This is a genomic window from Candidatus Accumulibacter phosphatis (genome assembly GCF_012939955.1).
Lineage (GTDB): Bacteria > Pseudomonadota > Gammaproteobacteria > Burkholderiales > Rhodocyclaceae > Accumulibacter > Accumulibacter delftensis.
The window spans coordinates 1-21279 of record NZ_SPMY01000010.1 but is presented as its reverse complement, the minus strand read 5'-3'; the positions used below and the strand labels follow the sequence as shown (position 1 = coordinate 21279).

General features: G+C 64.2%; 17 protein-coding genes and 2 pseudogenes. 12 read left to right on the top strand and 7 right to left on the bottom strand.

Annotation, left to right across the window (positions count from 1 at the left end; genetic code table 11):
- Positions 1 to 117: 117 nt before the first annotated feature.
- The 4 genes and pseudogenes from argS (at position 118) to E4Q23_RS03480 (ending at position 4194) form a co-directional block, all read left to right on the top strand.
- Positions 118 to 1901, top strand: a pseudogene (argS, locus tag E4Q23_RS03495) (arginine--tRNA ligase).
- A gap of 30 nt (positions 1902 to 1931) precedes the next feature.
- Positions 1932 to 2666 (top strand): SPOR domain-containing protein, encoded by a 735-nt coding sequence (locus tag E4Q23_RS03490; RefSeq protein WP_248595216.1) that lies wholly within the window; start codon positions 1932 to 1934, stop codon positions 2664 to 2666.
- Between the two features lie 66 nt (positions 2667 to 2732).
- Positions 2733 to 3380, top strand: a complete 648-nt coding sequence (locus E4Q23_RS03485) for a thiol:disulfide interchange protein DsbA/DsbL (RefSeq protein ID WP_169065342.1) — start codon at positions 2733 to 2735, stop codon at positions 3378 to 3380.
- Positions 3381 to 3414: 34 nt separating this feature from the next.
- Positions 3415 to 4194 carry an SDR family oxidoreductase gene (locus E4Q23_RS03480; protein ID WP_211203627.1) on the top strand — a complete coding sequence of 260 codons (780 nt, stop codon included), beginning with the start codon at positions 3415 to 3417 and terminating at the stop codon, positions 4192 to 4194.
- 40 nt (positions 4195 to 4234) lie between these two features.
- Here the strand turns inward: E4Q23_RS03480 and E4Q23_RS03475 are convergent, their stop codons facing one another.
- Positions 4235 to 4960 (bottom strand): SDR family NAD(P)-dependent oxidoreductase, encoded by a 726-nt coding sequence (locus tag E4Q23_RS03475; RefSeq protein ID WP_169065340.1) that lies wholly within the window; start codon positions 4958 to 4960, stop codon positions 4235 to 4237.
- Between the two features lie 37 nt (positions 4961 to 4997).
- Here E4Q23_RS03475 and E4Q23_RS03470 point away from each other — a divergent pair, with 37 nt between their 5' ends.
- The 5 genes and pseudogenes from E4Q23_RS03470 (at position 4998) to E4Q23_RS03450 (ending at position 9524) form a co-directional block, all read left to right on the top strand.
- Positions 4998 to 5804 (top strand): helical backbone metal receptor, encoded by an 807-nt coding sequence (locus E4Q23_RS03470; protein WP_169065339.1) that lies wholly within the window; start codon positions 4998 to 5000, stop codon positions 5802 to 5804.
- Between the two features lie 97 nt (positions 5805 to 5901).
- Positions 5902 to 6914: pseudogene (gene ubiU, locus E4Q23_RS03465) on the top strand (ubiquinone anaerobic biosynthesis protein UbiU).
- A gap of 110 nt (positions 6915 to 7024) precedes the next feature.
- Complete coding sequence (locus E4Q23_RS03460) at positions 7025 to 7960, top strand: U32 family peptidase (RefSeq protein WP_169065409.1); 936 nt, start codon at positions 7025 to 7027, stop codon at positions 7958 to 7960.
- A gap of 97 nt (positions 7961 to 8057) precedes the next feature.
- Complete coding sequence (gene ubiT / locus E4Q23_RS03455; RefSeq protein ID WP_169065338.1) at positions 8058 to 8519, top strand: ubiquinone anaerobic biosynthesis accessory factor UbiT; 462 nt, start codon at positions 8058 to 8060, stop codon at positions 8517 to 8519.
- 24 nt (positions 8520 to 8543) lie between these two features.
- Complete coding sequence (locus E4Q23_RS03450; RefSeq protein WP_291995783.1) at positions 8544 to 9524, top strand: DMT family transporter; 981 nt, start codon at positions 8544 to 8546, stop codon at positions 9522 to 9524.
- A gap of 85 nt (positions 9525 to 9609) precedes the next feature.
- Here the strand turns inward: E4Q23_RS03450 and crcB are convergent, their stop codons facing one another.
- The 6 genes from crcB to E4Q23_RS03420 all read right to left on the bottom strand — a co-directional run bounded on the left by crcB (position 9610) and on the right by E4Q23_RS03420 (position 15356).
- Positions 9610 to 9996: a fluoride efflux transporter CrcB gene (crcB, locus tag E4Q23_RS03445; RefSeq protein WP_169065337.1), complete on the bottom strand. Its 387-nt coding sequence runs from the start codon at positions 9994 to 9996 to the stop codon at positions 9610 to 9612.
- 189 nt (positions 9997 to 10185) lie between these two features.
- Entirely contained in the window at positions 10186 to 10686 is a 501-nt protein-coding gene (locus tag E4Q23_RS03440) for a hydrogenase maturation protease (RefSeq protein WP_169065336.1), read from the bottom strand.
- A 19-nt stretch (positions 10687 to 10705) separates the two neighbouring features.
- Positions 10706 to 12199 (bottom strand): Ni/Fe hydrogenase subunit alpha, encoded by a 1494-nt coding sequence (locus E4Q23_RS03435; protein ID WP_169065335.1) that lies wholly within the window; start codon positions 12197 to 12199, stop codon positions 10706 to 10708.
- A gap of 10 nt (positions 12200 to 12209) precedes the next feature.
- Positions 12210 to 12776 carry an NADP oxidoreductase gene (locus E4Q23_RS03430; protein ID WP_169065334.1) on the bottom strand — a complete coding sequence of 189 codons (567 nt, stop codon included), beginning with the start codon at positions 12774 to 12776 and terminating at the stop codon, positions 12210 to 12212.
- A gap of 1 nt (position 12777) precedes the next feature.
- Positions 12778 to 13506 carry a 2Fe-2S iron-sulfur cluster-binding protein gene (locus E4Q23_RS03425; RefSeq protein ID WP_169065333.1) on the bottom strand — a complete coding sequence of 243 codons (729 nt, stop codon included), beginning with the start codon at positions 13504 to 13506 and terminating at the stop codon, positions 12778 to 12780.
- Positions 13503 to 15356 carry an NAD(P)H-dependent oxidoreductase subunit E gene (locus E4Q23_RS03420; RefSeq protein WP_169065332.1) on the bottom strand — a complete coding sequence of 618 codons (1854 nt, stop codon included), beginning with the start codon at positions 15354 to 15356 and terminating at the stop codon, positions 13503 to 13505. The genes E4Q23_RS03425 and E4Q23_RS03420 overlap by 4 nt, the downstream gene beginning before the upstream one ends.
- A gap of 212 nt (positions 15357 to 15568) precedes the next feature.
- Between E4Q23_RS03420 and E4Q23_RS03415 the strand changes: the two genes are divergently transcribed.
- From E4Q23_RS03415 to E4Q23_RS03405, 3 genes are all read left to right on the top strand, one after another.
- On the top strand, positions 15569 to 16987 hold the full coding sequence (locus E4Q23_RS03415; protein WP_169065331.1) for a bifunctional enoyl-CoA hydratase/phosphate acetyltransferase: 1419 nt from the start codon (positions 15569 to 15571) through the stop codon (positions 16985 to 16987).
- Between the two features lie 471 nt (positions 16988 to 17458).
- Positions 17459 to 20344, top strand: a complete 2886-nt coding sequence (locus E4Q23_RS03410; RefSeq protein ID WP_169065330.1) for an adenosylcobalamin-dependent ribonucleoside-diphosphate reductase — start codon at positions 17459 to 17461, stop codon at positions 20342 to 20344.
- 144 nt (positions 20345 to 20488) lie between these two features.
- On the top strand, positions 20489 to 20737 hold the full coding sequence (locus tag E4Q23_RS03405; RefSeq protein WP_169065329.1) for a hypothetical protein: 249 nt from the start codon (positions 20489 to 20491) through the stop codon (positions 20735 to 20737).
- Positions 20738 to 21279 lie beyond the last annotated feature (542 nt).

Below are 21279 nucleotides of genomic sequence, written 5' to 3'. Positions count from 1 at the left end.
CGGCAAAGTATCGAGTTTACACAGAAACGAGCTTCATCGCGCCGGCTATCGTCGCTGCTCGAGCCCTGGCAACGTATAATCGACGGCTCAACCGAATCCACGACCCGACGCGCCCTGATGAGCCAAGACCTGAAATCCCACCTTGCCGAGCTGATGCGTGCCGCACTGCGCAGCGTTGCGCCTGCCGAGGTGGCTACGAGCGAAATCCACATCGAAAGGCCAAAGCAGGCCACGCATGGCGATTTCTCCTGCAACCTGGCCATGCAGCTGGCGCGCACGCTGAAACGCAATCCCCGCCAGCTGGCGCAGCTGCTGCTGGCCGAATTGCCGAAGTCGGCACTGCTCAGCAGCGCCGAAATCGCCGGCGCCGGCTTCATCAACTTTCGCCTGCACCCCACTGCCCGGCTCGAAGCCGTGCGCCGCGTCCTCGAGGACGGGCCGTCCTTTGGCTGCTCGGCAGCCGGCGGCAGGAAGAAAGTGCTCGTCGAATTCGTTTCCGCCAACCCGACCGGGCCGCTGCATGTCGGCCACGGCCGCGGCGCAGCTACGGAGGCAGCCTCTGCCAGCTGCTCGCCTGCGCCGGCTGGGAGGTGACCAGCGAATACTACGTCAATGATGCCGGCCGGCAGATGGACATTCTGGCCGTGTCGACCTGGCTGCGCTATCTGGCACTGGCCGACCACGGAAGCAACGCCAGCGAGCCCATCCCTTTTCCGAGCAACGCCTACAAGGGCGCCTATGTCACAGAGATGGCCAGGCAGTTGCTGGCCACGCAGGGCGAGCGCTATCTGCGTTCGGCAGCCAGCGCCATCGCCGGCACGCCCGGCCTGCCCGACTCCGCGCGCACCGACGCCGAAGCTGCGCAGCAGCGCGAAGCGCATCTCGACGCCCTGATTGCGAATGCCAAGCAGCTGCTCGGCGGCGACTGGAAAGACGTGCACAACTACGTGCTCAGCGAACAGCTCGCCGACTGCCGCAGCGACCTCGAAGAGTCGGGAGTACATTTTGACGTCTGGTTTTCCGAAGAGTCGCTGTTCGCAAGCGGATTGGTGGCCCGCTGCGTCGAGCAACTCGACAAGGCCGGACATCTCTACCAACAGGACGGCGCCTGCTGGTTCAGGTCGACCACTTTTGGCGACGAAAAAGATCGCGTCGTGCAACGCGAAAATGGCCAGTACACCTACTTTGCGTCGGATATCGCCTATCACCTCAACAAGTACGACCGCGGTTTCCAGCGGCTGATCAATGTCTGGGGTGCCGACCATCACGGCTACATCCCGCGCGTCAAAGGCGCCCTCGCGGCGCTCGGGCTCGATCCAGACACGCTGGATGTGGCGCTGGTTCAGTTTGCAGTGCTCTATCGCTCGGGCCGCAAGGCGCAGATGTCCACCCGTTCCGGCGAGTTCGTAACCCTGCGCACCCTGCGCGAAGATGTCGGCAACGACGCCTGCCGCTTCTTCTACGTTCTACGCAAGTCGGACCAGCACCTCGATTTCGACCTCGACCTGGCCAAGAGCCAGTCCAACGAGAACCCGGTCTACTACATTCAGTACGCGCATGCTCGCGTCTGCTCGCTGCTGGCCCTGTGGGGAGGCGAGCCGCAAACGCTCGCCAGCACCGATCTCGGCCGCCTCGATGGCAGCCATGAACTGGCGCTCGCCGCCCGACTGGGCGAATTCCCGGAGACCGTCGAGACCGCCGCCGGCGAACTGGCGCCGCACCTGATCGCTTTCTATCTCAAGGAACTGGCGGCCGAATTTCACAGCTACTACAACGCCGAACGCATGCTGGTTGATGAACCCGCGCTGCGCGATGCGCGCATCGCGCTGGCGGCGGCGGTCAGACAAGTGATTCGCAACGGTATGGCCATTCTCGGCGTCAGCTGCCCTGAATCGATGTAATCAAAGGAACAAACGGTCATGAGTCGAGACATGAAACAACCCCGTAGAACGCCTCCCCGCAAGACCTCGGGCGGCGGCACTCTGCTTGGACTGTTCATTGGCCTAGTCGTCGGCGTCATTGCCGTGGCTGGCGTGGTCTGGTACGTCAACAAAGTGCCATTGCCTTTCACCACCACCGGCCAGCAAGCGAAATTGCCGTCACCGGTCAGCGACGCGCCGCGCCCGGAACCGACGCCGGAAATAGCGGCGCCCGCCCCCCCGGCACCGGTTGCGCTGCCTGGTAAGCCTGGCGATTCGACGACCCCCGAAAAACCGCGCTTTGACTTCTACAAGATCCTGCCCGGCAACGCCGAAGCCATTCCCGACCCGACACAGCGCGTACCCCGCGTGACCGAACGCCTGCCGGCGACCATCCCGCCGCTGGAGGGAAAACCGCTCGAAATCAAGCCGATCGACGTTCGGCCGCCGGAAGACAGGAAGGCCGAGGACAAGAAGCCCGAAGACAAGAAGGCCGAAGCGGAAGCGCTGCTCAAGAAGCCCATTTACCTGCAAGCCGGCTCGTTCCAGAATGTGGCTGAAGCGGACAACCAGAAGGCTCGGCTGGCGTTGATGGGCGTTGAGGCACGAATTCAACAGGTGATGCTGCAGGACAAGGTGTGGTACCGCGTTCGCCTGGGTCCCTACCCACGCATGGAAGAAGTCAGCATCCTGCGTGGCGAGTTGGCCAGGCAGGGTATCGATGCCCGTGTCGTCAAGAAGGACTGAGTCCGCTACGCAAACACTCAGACGCACAAGCACTCTGAGACGCTAACAAGGAAGGAGAACAAGACAATGCAAAGACGCATCAGTGGATGCTTGGCCGTGATCGCCCTGGTGGTACTGGCCATGGCCTTACCGGCGCGCGCCGAAGTGGTGGCCGATCGTGATTACGTGGCCATCGTCCCGGCGCAGGTCACCGACAATCCGGCCAAGACCGAAGTGCTCGAATTCTTCTCCTACGGCTGCCCGCATTGCGCAGACTTTGACCCGCTGGTCAGCAAGTGGGCCAAAGGCTTGCCGAGCGACGTGGTCTTCAAACGCGTCCCGATCTCCTTCGGACGCCCACAGTGGGCCAGCCTGGCGCGGCTGTATTACGCGCTGGAAGCGAGCGGCGAACTGGCCAAGCTCGATGCGGCCATATTCCGCGCCCTGCATCAGGAGAACAAGCGCCTCTTCGACGACAAGAGCATCATCGCCTGGGTGAGCGCACAGGGTATCGATGAGGCGAAGTTCACCGCCACCTACAACTCCTTCGGAGTTCTCAGCCAGGCCAAGCGTGCGGATCAGATGGCGCACGCCTACAAGATAAAGGGAGTTCCGGCTCTCGCCGTAGACGGCAAGTATCTCGTCTCCAGCAAGGAGCTCAAGGGCTACGGCGATCTCCTGGCCTTGACCGAGCAGGTGATCGACAAGGCGCGCAGCGAGAAGCCGAAGAAGTGAGCCGGCAGGCGCGATGAGCGCCCGCGGAGCCGCCATGCCGGCGCCCCCCGCCAAGCTGTTCATCACCGGTGCCTCGTCGGGAATCGGCCAGGCACTGGCCGACTACTACGCCGCGCAAGGGGCGCAGCTCGGGCTTTGCGCGCGCCGCTCCGAACCGCTGCAACAGCTGGCCGCGCGCTGGCCAGGGCAGGTCCATTGCTACCCGCTTGACGTCACCGACGCTGCCGCCTTGCGTGCCGCCGGCGAAGACTTCATGGCCGATCGCGGCGTTCCCGATATCGTCATTGCCAACGCCGGCATCTCGATGGGCACGCTGAGCGAGCACGCCGAAGACCTGGATGCCATTCGCCGGATCATGGACACCAATTTCTTCGGAATGGCGGCGACCTTCTCGCCTTTCATCGGCCCCATGCGCCGCGCCGGTCGCGGGCGGCTGGTCGGCATCGCCTCGGTCGCCGGCATCCGCGGCCTGCCCGGTTCCGAGGCCTACAGCGCCTCGAAAGCGGCGGTGATTGCTTATCTCGAAAGCCTGCGTGTCGAACTGCGCGCTTCGGGAGTCAAGGTGGTGACACTCTCTCCCGGCTACATCAGCACGCCGATGACCGCTGTCAACCCCTTCCCGATGCCCTTCCTGATGTCCGCCGAGGCCGCCGCACCGCGCTTTGCGCGGGCCATCGCCAAGGGTTGCAGCTATGTCGTCGTTCCCTGGCAAATGGGCGTCCTTGCCCGTTTGCTACGGCTGCTGCCGAACGCTGTCTATGACCGGCTGATGGTCGCTGCCCCACGCAAACCACGACAAGCCGCAGCCGAGTAGGCGACCACCGAGCACATCTCCGCTGGCAGCTCGCGCAGCCCTACCAGTCGATCGGCTGGCCATCGCGAAAGAAACCACCGCTCGGGCCGTCGTCAGGCAAGAGCGCGGCCCAGACGATCCCTTTCGCCCCCTCATCGGCACTACGGCTGGCGTCCTTGCCGCCCATCTCCGTCTGACACCAGCCGGGGCAAACCGAATTGACCTTGATCGGAGTCGCCGCGAGTTCGGCAGCGGTCAGGCAGGTCAAGGCATTGAGCGCCGCTTTCGACATTCGATAACCGGGCCAGGAGCCGCCCATGTCGGACAACTGCCCCATCCCCGACGAAACATTGACGATGCGCCCGTAGCCGTTTTCGCGCATCAGAGGAACAATTGCCTGAATCAGACGCAGCGGTCCCAGCGCGTTGCAGGCGTAGGTGGCGGCGACCATCTCCGCATCGACAACCAGTACGCTGCCGGCCTGTGGCTGTGCGAAGTTTTTGCGTTCGAGAAACACGCCGGCATTGTTGACGAGAATATCGACGCGCCCGAACTCGCGGCGCAGGCGGGCGGCGAGGGCCGCGACGGCACCGGCGTCAGTCACGTCAGCAGTGTGCGGAAAGACGTCGTGGCCACTCTCGCGCAGCTGCCGGGCCGCGTCTTCGATCGCTTCGGTATTGCGGCCAACCATCAAGACCCAGCATCCGGCCGCTGCCAAATCGCGTGCCACCGACAGGCCAAGCCCACGCGCGGCACCGGTAACGACGGCAAGTTTTTGCGCTAGCATTTGTCTCCCCCCATTCTCTCACCTCAAAACGCCAATCATGCAATGGTCTGACGCGATCGGCAAGCGACACGATCGCTACGCGGAGACGCCGCGAATCGTCTCTCTGGTGCCCAGCCTCACCGAACTGCTGGTCGATCTTGGCCTCGCCGAGCACCTCGTTGGCCGCACCGGCTTCTGCGTCCATCCGCGACATGTCGTTCGCCGGCTGCCGAAGCTTGGCGGCACCAAGGGTTTTGCGATCGAAAAACTACGCGCGCTGGCGCCAACGCACGTGCTCGTCAATATCGACGAAAACCGCCGCGAAGAAGTCGCCGCCCTGCATGCCTTCGTGCCGCAGGTGATCGTTACCCACCCCTTGGCGGTACGCGACAACCTCGCGCTTTACCAGTTGCTCGGCGGCATCTTCGGCCGCGACCCGCAGGTCGAAGCACGGGCGCGTGCACTGGCGGCCGATTTCGAGCGCGAATCGGCGGCCCTGAGCGCACAGACCGCGACCCTGCCGCGACAAAAGGTGCTCTACCTGATCTGGCAGCAGCCCTGGCTCAGCGTCGCCCGCGACACCTATATTTCGCAAATGCTGGCCGCCGCCGGCTGGGATAGCCTGCCGGTCGAAAGCGCGCTGCGCTACCCGGAAGTCGATTTGCCGGCACTGGCCGGGCAAGCGGATTGGCTACTGCTTTCCAGCGAACCCTACCCGTTTCGCGAAAAACACCTGCGCCAACTGGCGGAGCAGCTGCCGAGCACACGCGCCACGCTGATCGACGGTGAAATGGTTTCCTGGTATGGCAGTCGGGCGATACGCGGGCTGGCGTATCTGCGCCGCCTGCGTGCCCGCCTGCCCTAAGGCGATTGCTGCGAACTTGACCCGAATCAAGAGCCGGATGGCCGCCCTGACTATACTGGCCAGTTCTCTTCACTGACCCGCTTCGCCGAGGTTTCGCATGTCGTGCACGCACGTTCCCGAACTGATTTGCCCCGCTGGCAGCCTGCCGGCACTAAAAGCCGCAGTCGACCACGGCGCCGACGCGGTTTACCTCGCTTCCGCGACGACACCAACGCGCGCAACTTCGCCGGCCTCAATTTCGACCGCAAGGCGATGGTCGAAGGACTGCGCTACGCCCATTCGCGGCAGCGCAAGGTGTTGATGGCGATCAACACTTTCGCCCAGCCCGGACGCGCCGCCGATTGGCAGCGCGCTGTCGATGGCGCGGCCGATCTCGGCGTCGATGCGGTGATCCTCGCCGACGTCGGCTTGCTCGACTATGCCAACCGCCGCCACCCCGAGCTGCGTCTGCACCTCTCGGTGCAGGGTTCGGCGACCAGCTACGAAGCGGTCAATTTTGCGCAGCGCGAATTCGGTGTCCGCCGCGCGGTGCTGCCGCGCGTGCTGACGCTGGCGCAAGTCGAGACGGTGATCCGCAACACACCGGTCGAAATCGAGGTTTTCGGCTTCGGCAGTCTGTGTGTAATGAATGAAGGCCGCTGCTGGCTGTCCTCCTACGCGACTGGCGAATCGCCGAATACCGTTGGCGCCTGTTCGCCAGCGAAGTACGTCAAGTGGGAGAAGTCGCCCGGCGAGATGAGCACCCGCCTCAACGGCATTCTCATCGACCGCTTCGGCGACGCCGAGCCGGCGGGTTATCCGACGCTGTGCAAGGGACGCTTCGAGGTCAATGGCGACACCTATTACGCGCTCGAAGAACCGACCAGCCTGAATGTCCTTGAAGTCCTGCCGGAGATTGCCGCCATCGGCGTCGCAGCAATCAAGGTCGAGGGACGACAGCGCAGCCCGGCCTACGTTGCGCAAGTGACGCGCGCCCTGCGCGCAGCGCTCGACGAACTGGCGAGAGATCCCGACAACTTCCACGTCAAACCCGCCTGGCAGGCCGAGCTGGCGCACGTTTCCGAAGGCAGCCAGGTCACCCTTGGCGCCTACAACCGCCCGTGGCGCTAGCGGTCATGAAAGTCATGACCGTTTCCCTCTTCCCCTGCCCCTTCTCCCGCAAGGGAGAAGGGAGTTTCGTGAGTCGCTTGCGCGACTTTCACATTAAGGCCAGGAACACCATGAAACTCTCTCTTGGGCCGCTGCTCTACTTCTGGCCAAAACACGAAGTCTTCGAGTTCTACGCCGAAATGGCTCACAACCCGGCGATCGATATCATTTACATCGGTGAAGTGGTCTGCTCGCGGCGCCAGCAGATTCGCGTCACCGACTGGCTGGCGCTGGCGCGCGACCTCGCCGACGCCGGCAAGGAAGTCGTCCTTTCCGCACAGGCACTGCTCGAATCCGAGGGCGACCTGAAAATGCTGCGGCGCCTCTGTGCCGAGCTCGGCGAAATCCCCGGTTGTCGCCTCGAAGCCAACGATCTCGGCGCAGTGAATGTCGCCGCCGGCAGCCCTTTTGTCGCCGGAGCGCACCTGAATATCTACAACGAAGTCACCCTGGCGACCTATGCCCGCTACGGCATGCAACGCTGGGTGCCGCCGCTCGAAGGGGACCGCCGCCTGATCGAGACGCTGCACCGCAGCCGCCCGGCCGGCGTCGAAACCGAGGTCTTCGTTTTCGGCAAGCTGCCGCTGGCCTTCTCGGCGCGCTGCTTCACGGCGCGCTACTACGGCCTCAACAAGGACGACTGCCAGTTCAAGTGTCTCGATCATCCCGAGGGGATGACCCTGCGCACACGCGAAGGACAGCCATTTCTGGCCATCAACGGCATCCAGACGATGTCCGCGCAGACCTACAATCTGTTGCCACAGGTGCCGGAACTGCTCAAGATGGGCGTCGAGGTGCTGCGCATCAGCCCACAGCCGCAGGCCATGACAGCCATCATCGCCGCTTTCGACGCCGCCCGGAACGGGCAAGAGCCAGCACCCGACACCAGCACCTGGGCCAGTGAAGGCCTGGTCAACGGCTACTGGTTCGGCGACGCCGGTATCGCGTGCCATCAGCCGACTACGGACGTAGGAATGAACGGTCATGAACGGTCGAAACACCCCTGATCATGACCTTCCCCCCTCTTCCCCTGACCCTTCTCCCGCGAGGGAGAAGGGAGTTTCGTGAGTCGCATACGCGACTTTCGCATTAAGGAGTGTGTTCATGAGCCAGGGTTTTTCAATACCCCGTTTCAAACTACCGGCGCTGGTCGCTTCGCTCGGCACGCGCCTGCCGCAGTGGCCGCACTCGCTGGCGCTGGCCACGGGGCTGAATGCCGCCGCCAGGATCGGCCTGCTGCCCGACGACAGTCTGGCACTGCTCGAAGGGCGCAGCTTTCTGGTTGAGGTGCTCGACGCCGGAGGGCAGGCACGCTTCACTTACCGCGACGGCCTGTTCCGGCCGTTGTGGAAAGCGCCAAAGTCACCCGAAACACCCGACCTGTCGTTCAGCGCCAACCTCTCGGCTTTTCTGCAGTTGCTGGCGCGCCAGGAGGACCCGGACACCCTGTTCTTCAGCCGCGAGCTGTCGATCGTCGGCGACACCGAACTGGGCCTGGTGATCAAGAACATGCTCGACGCCGTCGAACTGCCCCAGCTACCCAGCCTGGCCGCTTTTCGCTCCTAGCCTGCTGAGCAGACGGCGCTGACCGTGGCTGCCAAGGCCAGCTTGCCGCGTGCCCGGCCGCCGCTGCCCGCCGGGCGCGTCCTGCTCGAAGGGGTGAGCTGCGCACTCGGCGCCGGCCTGCTCTGGGGACTCGTTTTCGTCGTCCCGCTGATGCTGCCCGACTATCCGCCGGCGATGCTTTCTTTCGGGCGCTATCTGAGCTTCGGGGTGATTGCCCTGCTGCTGGCCTGCACCGACTGGCCACGACTGCAAAGCCTGCAGCGACAGGACTGGGAAAAGGCTTTCGAACTGGCACTGGTCGGCAACATCCTCTACTACCTCTTCCTGTCGGCCGCCGTCCAGCTCGCCGACGCCCCGCTGCCGACGATGCTCATCGGCACCTTGCCGATCGTCATCGCCATCGTCGCCAACTTCAGCGCCGCAGCGCTGCCCTGGCGCCGGCTGCTACCGTCGCTGCTGGTCATCGCCACAGGTATCGCTTTGGTGAACCGCCACGAGATGGCGCTCCTTGACGACCGCCACAGCGCACAGGACTACTTCCTGGGAACGCTGTTCGCCCTGGCGGCGGTCGCGGCCTGGACCTGGTACCCGCTGCGCAATTCGCGCTGGTTGCAGCAACGACCTGCGCTGGCTTCCGGCACCTGGGCCATCGCCCAGGGACTGGCGACACTGCCGCTGGCGCTGCTTGGCATGGCCGCTGCCGGGCTGTATTTCCAGTCGCATGGCGGCTTCGATTTTCCGCTCGGCGCCAGCGCCGGGCGCTACGTCGGCCTGATGCTGATCCTCGGATTCTGCGCTTCGTGGCTCGGCACCCTGCTCTGGAATCGGGCCAGCCGCTTGCTGCCCGCCGCCCTCGTCGGCCAACTGATCGTCTTCGAAACCCTGGCCGCTTTCGCCTATGCTTTCATCCTGCGCGGTGCGCTACCCGGCAGCACCGCACTGATCGGTATCGCCCTGCTGGTCGGCGGCGTCATCCTCGGCGTGCGCGCCTTCCGCGGCGGCTGATTCCCGCGGACCGGCGCACCAACCCGCCGACGCGATACCGGCCTCCTGCCGACCGCGGCTATCGCAAGGCCGGAGGATCCGCCAATCAGGACCCAGCGCGCGCCCAGGCGACGGTGGCGATGCCGGCGAAGGTCATCAACACCGAACCCACCACATGTGCCGCCACCGCGCCGAGCGCCCAGGAAGTCCGTCCCTGCTGCAGCAACATCGTGAGTTCGACGGAGAAGGCCGAGAAGGTCGTCAGCCCGCCACAGAAACCGGTAATGATCAGCAGCCGCCATTCCGGCGAGATCGCCGAGAGCGAAGTGAAGAACGCGACCGCCAGGCCGATCAGGTAGGCGCCGACCAGATTGGCGACCAGCGTGCCCGGCGGAATGGTCGGAAACAGGCTGTTGAGCCGGATGCCAAGCTGCCAGCGCAGGAGTGCGCCAAGCGCCGCGCCGATCGAAATGGCGAGAACTGATTTCCACATACATTGCCCTGAAAACGCATCGCCGATGCGGAGCAAGGAAGAAACACTGCGCACCGAACCCGGATAAAGCAGGCATGATAAGCCGAAAAGCGGCCGTTGGCGGCTGGGCCCTGCTCCCCGGGCAAGCAACAGCAGCCTGGAACAGCAGCCCGGAACTGAAGCGCTGAACGAGCACCGCCAGGCGCCTATTCACGTCAGCTGACTCATCCAGGCCTCAAGCTTGGCGACCCGACACAAGGCTTGCAAGAGTTCAAACGCACACTCGGCATGGCTGCTCGCCGCAGGGCTCAAGCCCGCGCCCAAGGCGAAGCACTCCGCGCGCACGCAGAGCACGAAAGCCGGCGGCGGCGCGGCGTGATTGATGCGCGCCAGCACCGCCAGCACGGCCTCGGGTGACAGGGCATGCGTGCCGGGGTTGGCGAGATCGCGGCCAGCAGCAGCGCGCGCCTGACGAAAGACGAAAGGCGCCGCGCTCTGCTCACCCGCGTCGATGAACAGCACCAGCCGCCTGCCGACGAGGTCCAGCGCATGCTCGATCTGCAACTGGAAGTCGCGGATCAAATCGAAGCCGGCGGCCAGGCCAGCACTGTCCAGCCAGTTTTGCAGACGCTCGAGAAGCAGCGGCCCGAGCGCGTCGTCGCCGCGGCTGGGGTTGCCGCAGGCGAGAATCAGGACCGGAGGCAGCGACATCGGCGTCTCCCCGCGTGCTTCACGAAGCGCTGCGCAGGCGCCCGACCACTTCACCCGCCGCATCCTGAAGTTCGAGTTGCAGCGGCATCTTGCCAAGCGCGTGCGTGGCGCAGGACAGGCAGGGGTCGAAGGCGCGGATGGCGACTTCGATGTGGTTGAGCAGGCCTTCCGTGAGCTCTCGCCCGTTGAGGTAGCGGCGCGCAACCCGGCGGATCGCTTCGTTCATCGGCTGATTATTGTGGGTCGTCGACACGATCAGGTTGCAACTGCTGACCAGATCGTCGTCATCGACCTGATAGTGGTGGATCAAGGTGCCGCGCGGCGCCTCGATAACGCCAATCCCTTCGCGCTTGCGCTGGCCAGCGGTGATCAAGTCGCTGCCCGACAGATCATCGTCGTGAAGCAGTTCGGCGATCGTCTCGGCGGCGTGCAACAGTTCAATCATGCGTGCCCAGTGATAGGCCAGCGGCGCGTGCACCGGCTTGCCCTGGCCGTAGTCGATGAACTCGCGGCGCTCGACTTCGGCGAACGGGGTCGGAATGAAGTCGCAATTCTGCACCCGCGCCAGCGGCCCGACCTTGTACCAGCCCTGCTCGGGGCCAAGCGCCAGGAGGAAGGGAAACTTCATGTAGCTCCAGGCTTTGACTTCCTCGCGAATCAGCTGGTGATAGTTCTGTGCGTCGAAGCCGTCAACGAAAATGCCGCCGTCGGCGTCACGAACGCGCAACTGACCGTCGTAAAAGTCAAGCGCGCCGGCGGCGCCGACCAGCGACAGGATGTTCGAGCGGAAAGCGCCGAAAACGTCGTAGAGCGCCGGGTCGGCGGCGTGCAGACGCTTGACCAGCTGCACCGCATCGCGGCTCCAGCCGACGATCTGGCCGATGTCGGCGAGCAGGCCGTCGCGGTCCTCGCGGCTCAGCGCGCGATTGACGCCACCCGGAATCGCGCCGGTACCATGCACCCGCTTGCCGGCGGTCAGGCGAATCACCTCCTGGCCAAACTTGCGCAACAACACCCCTTGCCGGGCGACTTCAGGGAAGGCCGCGGCGACACCGACGATGTTGCGCCGGCCGGCCTCGCTCTCGAAGCCGAAGAGCAGGTCCGGTGACGAGAGGTGAAAGAAGTGCAGGGCATGCGACTGCAGGATCTGCCCATAGTGCATCAGCCGGCGCAGCTTCTCGGCGCTCGCCGTCAGGCGGCTGGCGCCGACGACATGATCGAGCGCCTTGGCGGCCGCCAGATGATGCGATACCGGACAAATGCCGCACAGACGCTGCACCATCACCGGCACTTCCCAGTACGGCCGGCCCTGGATGAATTTCTCGAAACCGCGGAATTCGACGATGTGCAGGCGCACCTGCTGCACCTGGTCCTTGTCGTCGAGCAGCAGTGTCACCTTGCCATGTCCCTCGACTCGCGACACCGGGTCAATGGCGACGCGGCGCAGTGCGCCTGCGTCGGCGGACGCGGTCTCCAGTTCGAAATTCCTGCCTGCTCCTGTACCTGTGCGCATGGCGACGCCCTCAGTCGAAATGCAGCAGTGGATGCCCGAGACGCGGCGTGCGCCCCTCGAGAAGATCGGTCAGGAACTTCCAGAGGGCGTCGCCCGATGGCGGGCAGCCGGGGATGAAGTAATCGATGCGCACGATCTCGTGGATCGGATGCACCTTGTCGAGCGGCAGCGGCAGTTCCGGGTCGTTGGGGATCTGGCCGCCGACGATGTCCGGCGCCGTCAGGTAGATCTCCTGCAGGCACTGGCCGAGGTCGAGATGATTGCGCTGCGCCGGCAGGCCGCCATTGACCGCGCAGGCACCGACGGCGATGAGCACCTTGCAGTGGCGGCGAAACTCGCGCAGCACATGCACGTTCTCGGCATTGCAGATGCCGCCCTCGATCAGGCCGATGTCGCAGGGACCGCAGTGCTTGATGTCGGTGAGCGGCGAGCGGTCGAAATCGACGCGTTCGAGGAGCTCGAAGAGGCGTTCGTCGATGTCCAGCAAGGACATGTGACAGCCAAAACAACCGGCCAGCGAAGCGGTCGCCAGACGCACTTTCCTGCGCACTTCGGTGTTTCCTGCGCCAGCATCCATCTCAGCTCTCCTCATCGGCGCGACGCGCCGCCAGGCGCTCGACCTGCCTGGCGATCGGCTCGACGTCGTAGCGGCGCTTGCCTATCGGCACCGCGAAGCCGCTGCGCTTCTTGAGGATCACGCCGACCGGGCAGACGTGCGCCGCCGTGTCGGCCCAGGAAAAATCGGTGTCGGCCAGCCGCCCGGACTCGGCATTGACAATCAGGTGCTTGGTGATGCCGCGCCCGGACAGCGAAAAGACGCTCTTGCCGTCAAGGTCGCGACTGGCCCGCACGCAGAGCTCGCAGAGAATGCAGCGATTGAAATCGAGCAGCACCTCCGGGTGCGACGCATCGACCGGCCGGTTGGGATAGAACTGGTCGAAGTGCGGACTGAGCATCTCCAGCTCGTAGGCCAGCGCCTGCAGCATACAATTGCCGCTTTTTTCGCACGAAGGGCAGAAGTGATTGCCTTCGACGAAGAGCATCTGCAACAAGGTGCGTCGCTTGTCGTTGAGATCCGGCGAGTTGTTCTCGACCTCCATGCCGTCGCGCGCCGGCAGGGTGCACGCCGACACGTAGCGCCCGTTGGCCTTGACCGTGCACAGCTTGCAACTGCCCTGCGGCTTGAACTCGGGATGATGGCAAAGGTGCGGAATAAAGATGTCGGCGGCCATCGCCGCGTCCATGATCGTCTGCCCGTCGACGAAAGGCACCGGCAGACCGTCGAGGAGGATACTGGGCTGGTTCATGGGGCCACTCCCGGAAGTCTGGCGGCGAGACCGAAATGTGCCGCCGGGTCGTCACGACCGGTCATCTGGCGCGCCGCCGCCAGCGCCTGATCGAGGTCGAAAGCCGGCTCGAAGTCGAGCGAGCACAGCCGCCGCTCGTAGGCCGGACGAAACTTCTGCAGGGTATCGAAGAGCGGGTTGCACGCTGCCTGGCCGAGGCCGCAATGGCTGGCCGCATGCAGCAGGCGATGAATCCTGAAGATCTGGTTGATCTCGTACTGCGTGCCCAGGCCCTTGCCGATCTTGTCCATGCAGTTGGCGACCAGCGACGTACCAACCCGGCAGGGCGTGCAGAAGCCACAGCTTTCGTGTTTGAAAAAATGCGCAAAATTGCGCGCCACTTCGAACATGTCGCGATGCGTCCCGAAGACCATGAAGGCGCCCGCCGTCGGCACATCCTCGAAAGCGATGCTGCGCGAAAATTCGTGCATTGCCAGACAAACGCCCGAAGGTCCGCTGACCTGCACCGCCTGCGCATTGCCGGCACCGCAGTCCTGGAGCACCTGCTCCACCGAAACGCCGAAGGGGTACTCGTAGATCCCCGGCCTCTCGACATCACCCGCAATCGACAGCAGCTTGCTACCGGTCGATTGCTTGGTGCCGAGACCGGCAAACCAGGCACCGCCCCGGATGGCGATCAGCGCCGCCTTGCACAGCGTCTCGACGTTGTTCACCACCGTCGGCTGACCGCGATAGCCGGCGGTGACCGGGAACGGCGGGCGAATGCGCGGGATCCCGCGCTTGCCTTCGAGCGACTCGAGTAGCGCGCTTTCCTCGCCGCAGACGTAGGCGCCGGCACCGAGATGGATGTCGATCTCGAAGTCCAGGCCGGCCTGATCGCACAGGGCGCGGCCGAGCAGGCCGCTACGTCGGCGCCGCTCGAGATTCTCGCGCAGCGCCGGCAGCAAATAGGCGTACTCGCCACGCAGATAGAGCAGGCCCTTACTGGCACCAATGGCGAAACCGGCAACGCTCATGCCATCGAAGACCAGGTCGGCATAGCTGCTGAGCAGCACGCGATCCTTGAAAGTGCCGGGCTCGCCCTCGTCGGCGTTGCAGACGACGTAGCGCGCACCGGCCTGACCGTCTGCCTCGGCATGGCATTCGGCGCGACGCGCCGACTCCCATTTGATGGCGGTGGTGAAACCGGCGCCGCCACGCCCGCGCAGATTCGAAAGCTTCATTTCGGCAAGCATCGCTTCGCTGCCGCGGGCAATCGCCGCCCGCAGCGCTTCGCCGGCGGCCCACTCGGCAGAGAGCAGGGTATCGCGGCGACGGATGTTGTCCGCCACCCGAAAGTACTCGGCCGGCCAGTCGCCCAGCGGCACCTGGGCGCGAATCAGCTCGCTGATACGGTCTATGCGTTCGCCCGAGAGGCGGGTCAGCGGCTGGCCATTGAGCAGCAGCGCCGGCCCCTGATCGCACATGCCGGTACACGAGGTGGTGTCGACGCTGAGCAGGCCGTCCTCGGAGACCTTGCCGCGCTCGATCCACAGCTTGTTGCACAGGCGATCGCGCAGTTCGCCGCTGCCGAGCATGCGATCAGTGATGTTGTCCGAGAACAACACCCGGTAGCGGCCGGGCGGCGTCAGATGGAAGAAGGAGTAGAAACCGGCAACGCCTTCAACCTGCGCCCGCGGCAACTTGAGCGCCCGGGCAATGGCGGTCAGCAAGGCCGCCGGCAGATGGCCGACGACTTCCTGCGCCTCGCGCAGGATCTGCACCAGCTGCAGTGGATCACCCTTGTGGCGGTCGACGACCGGCCGTAGCAGCTCCTCAAGTCGTTCCGCGTCAAAGCATTCCTTGCTCATCACCGTCTCCAGTACGACAGCGCCCTTGCCGATTTCCTGGCCAAGCCTAGAGCCTCCGACGGCGGCAGGTGCTGATGCAGGTCAACAAGCGTGACGGCCATCAGGCAAAAGGCCACTGGACTGCCATCTCGCTACGCGCCATAAATCGCTCTACATTTTCGTGCTGCGTTGCAGCATAATGCGCGCTGATCAGTCCCCTTGGGAGCACCACCATGCACTTCGAAACCCCCCTGGAATTCCTCGAAAGCCGAACCTACGACGAAATCAACGTCGGTGACAGCTCGTCGCTGGTACGTACGCTGCGCCCGGAAGACGTCAAGCTGTTCGCGCTGATGTCGGGCGACATGAATCCGGCACTGGCCAACGCCGATTTCAGTCACAGCGGCGTTTTCCAGGACTTCATCGCGCACGGCATGTGGTGCGCCTCGCTGCTGTCGACCATGCTCGGCACGCAATTCCCCGGCCCGGGGACAGTGATGGTCGAATCGTCGCTGCATTTCGCGCGGCCGGTGGCGATCGGCGACACGCTCACGGTAACCGTCACCGTCGGCCAGAAATTCGCCCGCAACCGGCACATCCTGCTTGACTGCAACTGCCACAACCAGGACCAGCTGCTGGTCGTCTCGGGCAGCGCCGAAGTTCTGGCGCCGCGCGAAAAAATCATCACCAAGCGCAAGGCGATGCCGGAAATCACCATTTCGGACAAATACGCGCGCCTGCAGACCCTGGTGTCGCGCGCCGAGGGCCTGGCACCGATCGACATGGCGGTGGTGCACCCCTGCGATCGCGAATCGCTCAAGGGCGCGCTGCTGGCCGCCGAAGCCAGGCTCATCGACCCCATCCTGATCGGACCCGAGCAGCGCATCCGCGCCGTCGCCGAGGAAAATGGCCTGGACCTCAAGGACTACCGCATCGTGAACTGCAAGCACAGCCACGAATCGGCGGCGATGGCGGTGACCCTGATTCGCAGCGGTGACGCCGAAGCACTCATGAAAGGCAGCCTGCATACCGACGAACTGATGGCCGAAGTCATCTCCAGCCGTTCGGGTCTGCGCACCGGCCGGCGTATCAGCCACGTTTTCCTGATGGACGTTCCCACCTATCCACGGCCGATCATGATCACCGACGCCGCGATCAACATCGCGCCGACGCTGATGGAGAAAGTCGATATCGTGCAGAACGCCATCGACCTGGCGCACATCATCGGCACGCCCGAACCCAAGGTGGCGATTCTCTCGGCGGTGGAAACAGTCAGCGACAAGATCCAGTCCACCCTCGACGCCGCCGCACTGTGCAAAATGGCCGACCGCGGCCAGATCAGGGGCGGCCTGGTCGATGGCCCGCTGGCTTTCGATAACGCTGTTTCTCTGGTCGCCGCCAAGACCAAGGGCATCGTCTCGGCGGTCGCCGGTCGCGCCGACATACTGGTCGTTCCCGACCTCGAATCGGGCAACATGATCGCCAAGCAGCTCGAATACCTGGCCAACGCCTTGAGCGCCGGCATCGTCCTCGGTGCGAGCGTGCCAATCGTCCTCACCAGCCGCGCCGATACCTCCGAAACGCGCATCGCCTCCTGCGTCATCGCCGCACTGATGGCGCACGCCGCGCGCGCCAAGCAGGCGAGCACCTGAAACCACCTGCCGCACGCTTGGCCGGGGCGGGCTTCTCTCGCCTCGGCCGCTGCGCTGCGACGTAGTACATCTTTCTCCCCGCCCCTCGTGTGCTCTTCGCCGTGCCGCTCCGCCTGGCTACGCTCACGGCCGCGGCATCGCGGCTGCCGACGCTGCCCGCAGCGCAGCCGAAAAAAAAATTCTGCCGCCCTGGACTTCCGCAAGGCCGTGATTTCACGGCTTTTCCCGCGCCCCGGAAAGCCACGGCGCAAAAAACTACATTTAGTCAAGATATTGCCTTTGCACACTACATACAGTAGCTTTGCACTATTGCACTCGTAGCCGCAAAGGAGCCAAAGCCGACGCCAGCCAGCCCGCGTCAATAGGCTCGCCTCATGAATCGCCTGTCCGAGAAACGTAGCACCCGCAAGAACAATCGACCACACAAGTCGTCAACACGCCCACACAAAAAAAACACCGGAGGAATTACCCATGAGCCAGCTTGAACACCAGCTACCCCTGTCAGCCGTCGACGAGGCACCCGCCATCACGCCGCTTGCCGAGCAGGAAATCTCCGTCGAGGTGCTGGTCGAAAAGTACGCCAAGGGCAAGGAAACCTCGGTCCATGACGTGCGTCGCCGCGTCGCCCGCGCACTCGCCGCCAACGAGGACGAAAAGCAGCGCGCGCACTGGGAAGAGCGTTTTCTGTGGGCGCAGGAAACCGGCTTCGTCCCGGCCGGACGCATCAACTCGGCCGCCGGCACGACGCTGGCGGCAACGCTGATCAACTGCTTCGTGCAGCCGATCGGCGATTCGGTGGTGGAAATCGTCGATGGCAAGCCGGGCATCTACAGCGCGCTCGCCGAGGCCGCCGAAACCATGCGCCGCGGCGGCGGCGTCGGTTACGACTTCTCGTCGATCCGGCCGATGGGCGCGCTGGTCAAGGGCACGCAATCGCGCGCTTCCGGTCCGGTCTCCTACATGCGCGTCTTCGACCGCTCCTGCGAAACCGTCGAATCGGCCGGCGCCCGCCGCGGCGCCCAGATGGGTGTGCTGCGCTGCGACCACCCCGATATCGAAGTCTTCATCCACGCCAAGGACCACGGCGACCTCTCCAACTTCAACGTCTCGATCGCCGTCACCGACGGCTTCATGGAAGCCGTCGAAGCCGACGCCGAAGTCGAACTCTCACACCGCGCCGAGCCGAACAGCGACATGAAACGTGCCGGCGCCTTCCAGCGCGAAGACGGCATCTGGGTCTACCGCCGCGTGCGCGCCCGCGACCTGTGGGACCAGGTGATGAAGTCGACCTACGACCACGCCGAGCCGGGCATCCTCTTCCTCGACCGCATGAACAAGGACAACAACCTCTACTACTGCGAAGTGATCGAGGCCACCAACCCCTGCGCCGAACAGCCGCTGCCGCCGTACGGCTGCTGCTGCCTGGGGTCGATCAACCTGACGCCCTTCGTCAAGGACGCTTTCAGCCAGCGCGCCGAGTTCGACTTTACCGCTTTCGGCGAAGTGGTCAAGGTATCCACGCGCATGCTCGACAACGTCCTCGACGTCACCGCCTGGCCGCTCGAACGGCAGCGCGACGAAGCCAACAACAAGCGCCGCGTCGGCCTCGGCTTCACCGGCCTCGGCGACGCCCTGTGCATGCTGCGCCTGCGCTACGATCGCCCCGAAGCGACGGCGATGGGTGCGCGCATCTCCGAATACATGCGCGACAGCGCCTACCTGGCGTCGGTCGAGCTGGCCAGGGAGCGCGGCCACTTCCCGCTGTTCAACGCCGAACTCTATCTCTCCGGCGGCAACTTCGCCTCACGACTGCCGAACGACATCAAGAGCCAGATCCGCAAGCACGGCCTGCGCAACTCGCACCTGTTGTCGATCGCACCCACCGGCACCATCTCCCTGGCCTTCGCCGACAACGCCTCGAACGGCATCGAACCGCCGTTCTCCTGGACCTACAGCCGCAAGAAGCGCATGGCCGATGGCACGCTCAAGGAATACGCCGTCGAAGACTACGCCTGGCGGCTCTACAAGCACCTCGGCGGCGACGTTGAAAAACTCCCCGATTACTTCGTCACGGCGCTGGAAATCTCGGCCAAGGCGCACAAGGACATGGTCGCCGCCGTCGCCCCGTACATCGACACCTCGATCTCGAAGACGGTCAACGTCCCCGCCGACTACCCCTACGAGGAATTCCAGGGCCTCTACATGAGCGCCTGGAAAGCCGGCCTCAAGGGCCTCGCCACCTACCGCCCGAATAGCGTCATGGGCTCGGTGCTCTCGGTCGAATCGAAGAAGCAAGCCGAAGAGAAGAAGCAGCCGCAGGACTTCGTCAGCGGCGACGCCAACCGCCGCCTGTCGATCAAGACCCTGCCGGCGCCGGTGCTGGCCAGCCTGCGCTGGCCGAACCGCCCGAACCTGCCGGAAGGAAACATGGCCTGGACCTACATGATCGAGCACATGCACGGCAAGTTCGCGCTCTTCGTCGGTCACGTCGACCAGGAAGGTCGCAAGTGGCCTTTCGAAGTCTGGGTCAATGGCCCCGAGCAGCCGCGCGGCCTCGGCGCCGTCGCCAAGACGCTGTCCATGGACATGCGCGCCAACGACCACGGCTGGCTGGCGCTGAAGCTCGAATCCCTGGCCAAGACCCCCGGCGACGAAGGCTTCGAGATGGCTTTCCCGCCGCATGGCGAGCGCAAGCGCATGCCCTCGGTGGTCGCCGCCGTCGCGCAACTGATCCAGCACCGCGTCGAGAAAATCGGCGCCTTCAACCACGACGGCCCGACGCCCGTACTCGACGCCATGTTCAGCCTCAAGGAGCCAAAGACCGGCACCGACGGAACCCTCTCCTGGACCGTCGATGTCTTCAACCCGGCCACCGGCGAAGACTTCGTCCTCGGCCTCAAGGAGATCACCCTCCCCGACGGCGTCACCCGCCCCTACTCGGTATGGCTCGCCGGCAACTACCCGCGCGCCCTCGACGGCCTGACCAAGCTGCTCTCGCTCGACATGCGCGTCGTAGACCCGGCCTGGATCGGCATGAAGCTCAGAAAGCTGCTCGACTACCCCGAGCCCCTCGGCGACTTCATGGCCTTCGTCCCCGGCACCCGTCGCCAGACCAACTACACCTCCACCGTCGCCTATCTGGCGCAACTGATCATCCACCGCTACGCGATGCTCGGCATCCTCGACGAGAACGGCCTGCCATTGCAGCAGATGGGGATTCTCGAAGCGCCGGCTGGCGGGACGGCTGCGAAGCCGACGGCCGGGAAGCTGTGCGGGGAATGCGGCAACCGGACGATGATCAGGAAGGATGGCTGCGATTTTTGTACGGCTTGTGGGGCGGTGGGGAGTTGCGGGTGAGGTTGGCGGGTGCGGCTGGGGGCACGTCTGACGCCCTGCCCGCGTCAAGCCTAATGGGCGGCTTTGCCCGCCAGCCATGTTTGGTGTGCGATTTCAACTGTTTGGCAATTCCCTCCCCCAGGGATAGACTCAAGCAAAGGAGTCTTGGCCATGACCGACAACGTAGAAAATTTGATTCTTGAACACCTGCGCGCCTTGCGAGCCGGACAAGACCGCCTTGAGAGCGAAATGCGAGAGGTTGGTGCTCGCCTCACCAGCCTGGAAGCAGGCATGGCTGCCGGCCGGCGCGACGGCGCGCATAACCACGAAGAAATCATCCGGCAGCAGTCGAGTATCGACCAGATAAAGGCGCGCATCGACCGGATCGAGAGACGCTTGGAGATCGCCGGTTGAAATCTTACGGAGAGGGCAAAAGGAAAGACCTGACCACTTCCTGTTCAGTACGAAAAGCTCAAAGAATGTCGAGTCCAATGACCCGCTTGTGGATCGGAACCAGTTCCATACCGTCTCCTTTCGCAATAAACTTGAAAGCGGGAGGCGGTGGGTGCCAGAACCGAAGTTGCCTGAAGGCGACAGGTCGCCAACGGCCCTTTTAATGTGTGCGCTCGATGGCAGCAATCCGGGGTACGAGTCGGTTCAGCAGGTCACGTTAAAGTTCGGGGTCGAGCCGCCAAAGCTTTGCGCGACCTCTACCCATCGCTTCCCAACTCGAATTTTCTTTCATGATCCGGGGCGGCCGCAACTGCAATGACCGTTAATGTGAAAGTCGCGTATGCGACTCACGAACCTCCCTTCTCCCCCTGCGGGAGAAGGGGCAGGGGGAAGGAGGGAAACGGTCATGACTTTCATGATTTGGGGTGTCTCCACGTGTCATGACCGTTAATGTGAAAGTCGCGTATGCGACTCACGAAACGCCTTCTCCCTCGCGGGACGAA

What these genes read in the sequence shown, in the direction of transcription:
- E4Q23_RS03490 (WP_248595216.1), top strand. Translation starts at nt 1,932, where the DNA reads ATGAAACAACCCCGTAGAACGCCTCCCCGCAAGACCTCGGGCGGCGGC.
- E4Q23_RS03485 (WP_169065342.1), top strand. Translation starts at nt 2,733, where the DNA reads ATGCAAAGACGCATCAGTGGATGCTTGGCCGTGATCGCCCTGGTGGTA.
- E4Q23_RS03480 (WP_211203627.1), top strand. Translation starts at nt 3,415, where the DNA reads ATGCCGGCGCCCCCCGCCAAGCTGTTCATCACCGGTGCCTCGTCGGGA.
- E4Q23_RS03475 (WP_169065340.1), bottom strand. Translation starts at nt 4,960, where the DNA reads ATGCTAGCGCAAAAACTTGCCGTCGTTACCGGTGCCGCGCGTGGGCTT.
- E4Q23_RS03470 (WP_169065339.1), top strand. Translation starts at nt 4,998, where the DNA reads ATGCAATGGTCTGACGCGATCGGCAAGCGACACGATCGCTACGCGGAG.
- E4Q23_RS03460 (WP_169065409.1), top strand. Translation starts at nt 7,025, where the DNA reads ATGAAACTCTCTCTTGGGCCGCTGCTCTACTTCTGGCCAAAACACGAA.
- ubiT (WP_169065338.1), top strand. Translation starts at nt 8,058, where the DNA reads ATGAGCCAGGGTTTTTCAATACCCCGTTTCAAACTACCGGCGCTGGTC.
- crcB (WP_169065337.1), bottom strand. Translation starts at nt 9,996, where the DNA reads ATGTGGAAATCAGTTCTCGCCATTTCGATCGGCGCGGCGCTTGGCGCA.
- E4Q23_RS03440 (WP_169065336.1), bottom strand. Translation starts at nt 10,686, where the DNA reads ATGTCGCTGCCTCCGGTCCTGATTCTCGCCTGCGGCAACCCCAGCCGC.
- E4Q23_RS03435 (WP_169065335.1), bottom strand. Translation starts at nt 12,199, where the DNA reads ATGCGCACAGGTACAGGAGCAGGCAGGAATTTCGAACTGGAGACCGCG.
- E4Q23_RS03430 (WP_169065334.1), bottom strand. Translation starts at nt 12,776, where the DNA reads ATGGATGCTGGCGCAGGAAACACCGAAGTGCGCAGGAAAGTGCGTCTG.
- E4Q23_RS03425 (WP_169065333.1), bottom strand. Translation starts at nt 13,506, where the DNA reads ATGAACCAGCCCAGTATCCTCCTCGACGGTCTGCCGGTGCCTTTCGTC.
- E4Q23_RS03420 (WP_169065332.1), bottom strand. Translation starts at nt 15,356, where the DNA reads ATGAGCAAGGAATGCTTTGACGCGGAACGACTTGAGGAGCTGCTACGG.
- E4Q23_RS03415 (WP_169065331.1), top strand. Translation starts at nt 15,569, where the DNA reads ATGCACTTCGAAACCCCCCTGGAATTCCTCGAAAGCCGAACCTACGAC.
- E4Q23_RS03410 (WP_169065330.1), top strand. Translation starts at nt 17,459, where the DNA reads ATGAGCCAGCTTGAACACCAGCTACCCCTGTCAGCCGTCGACGAGGCA.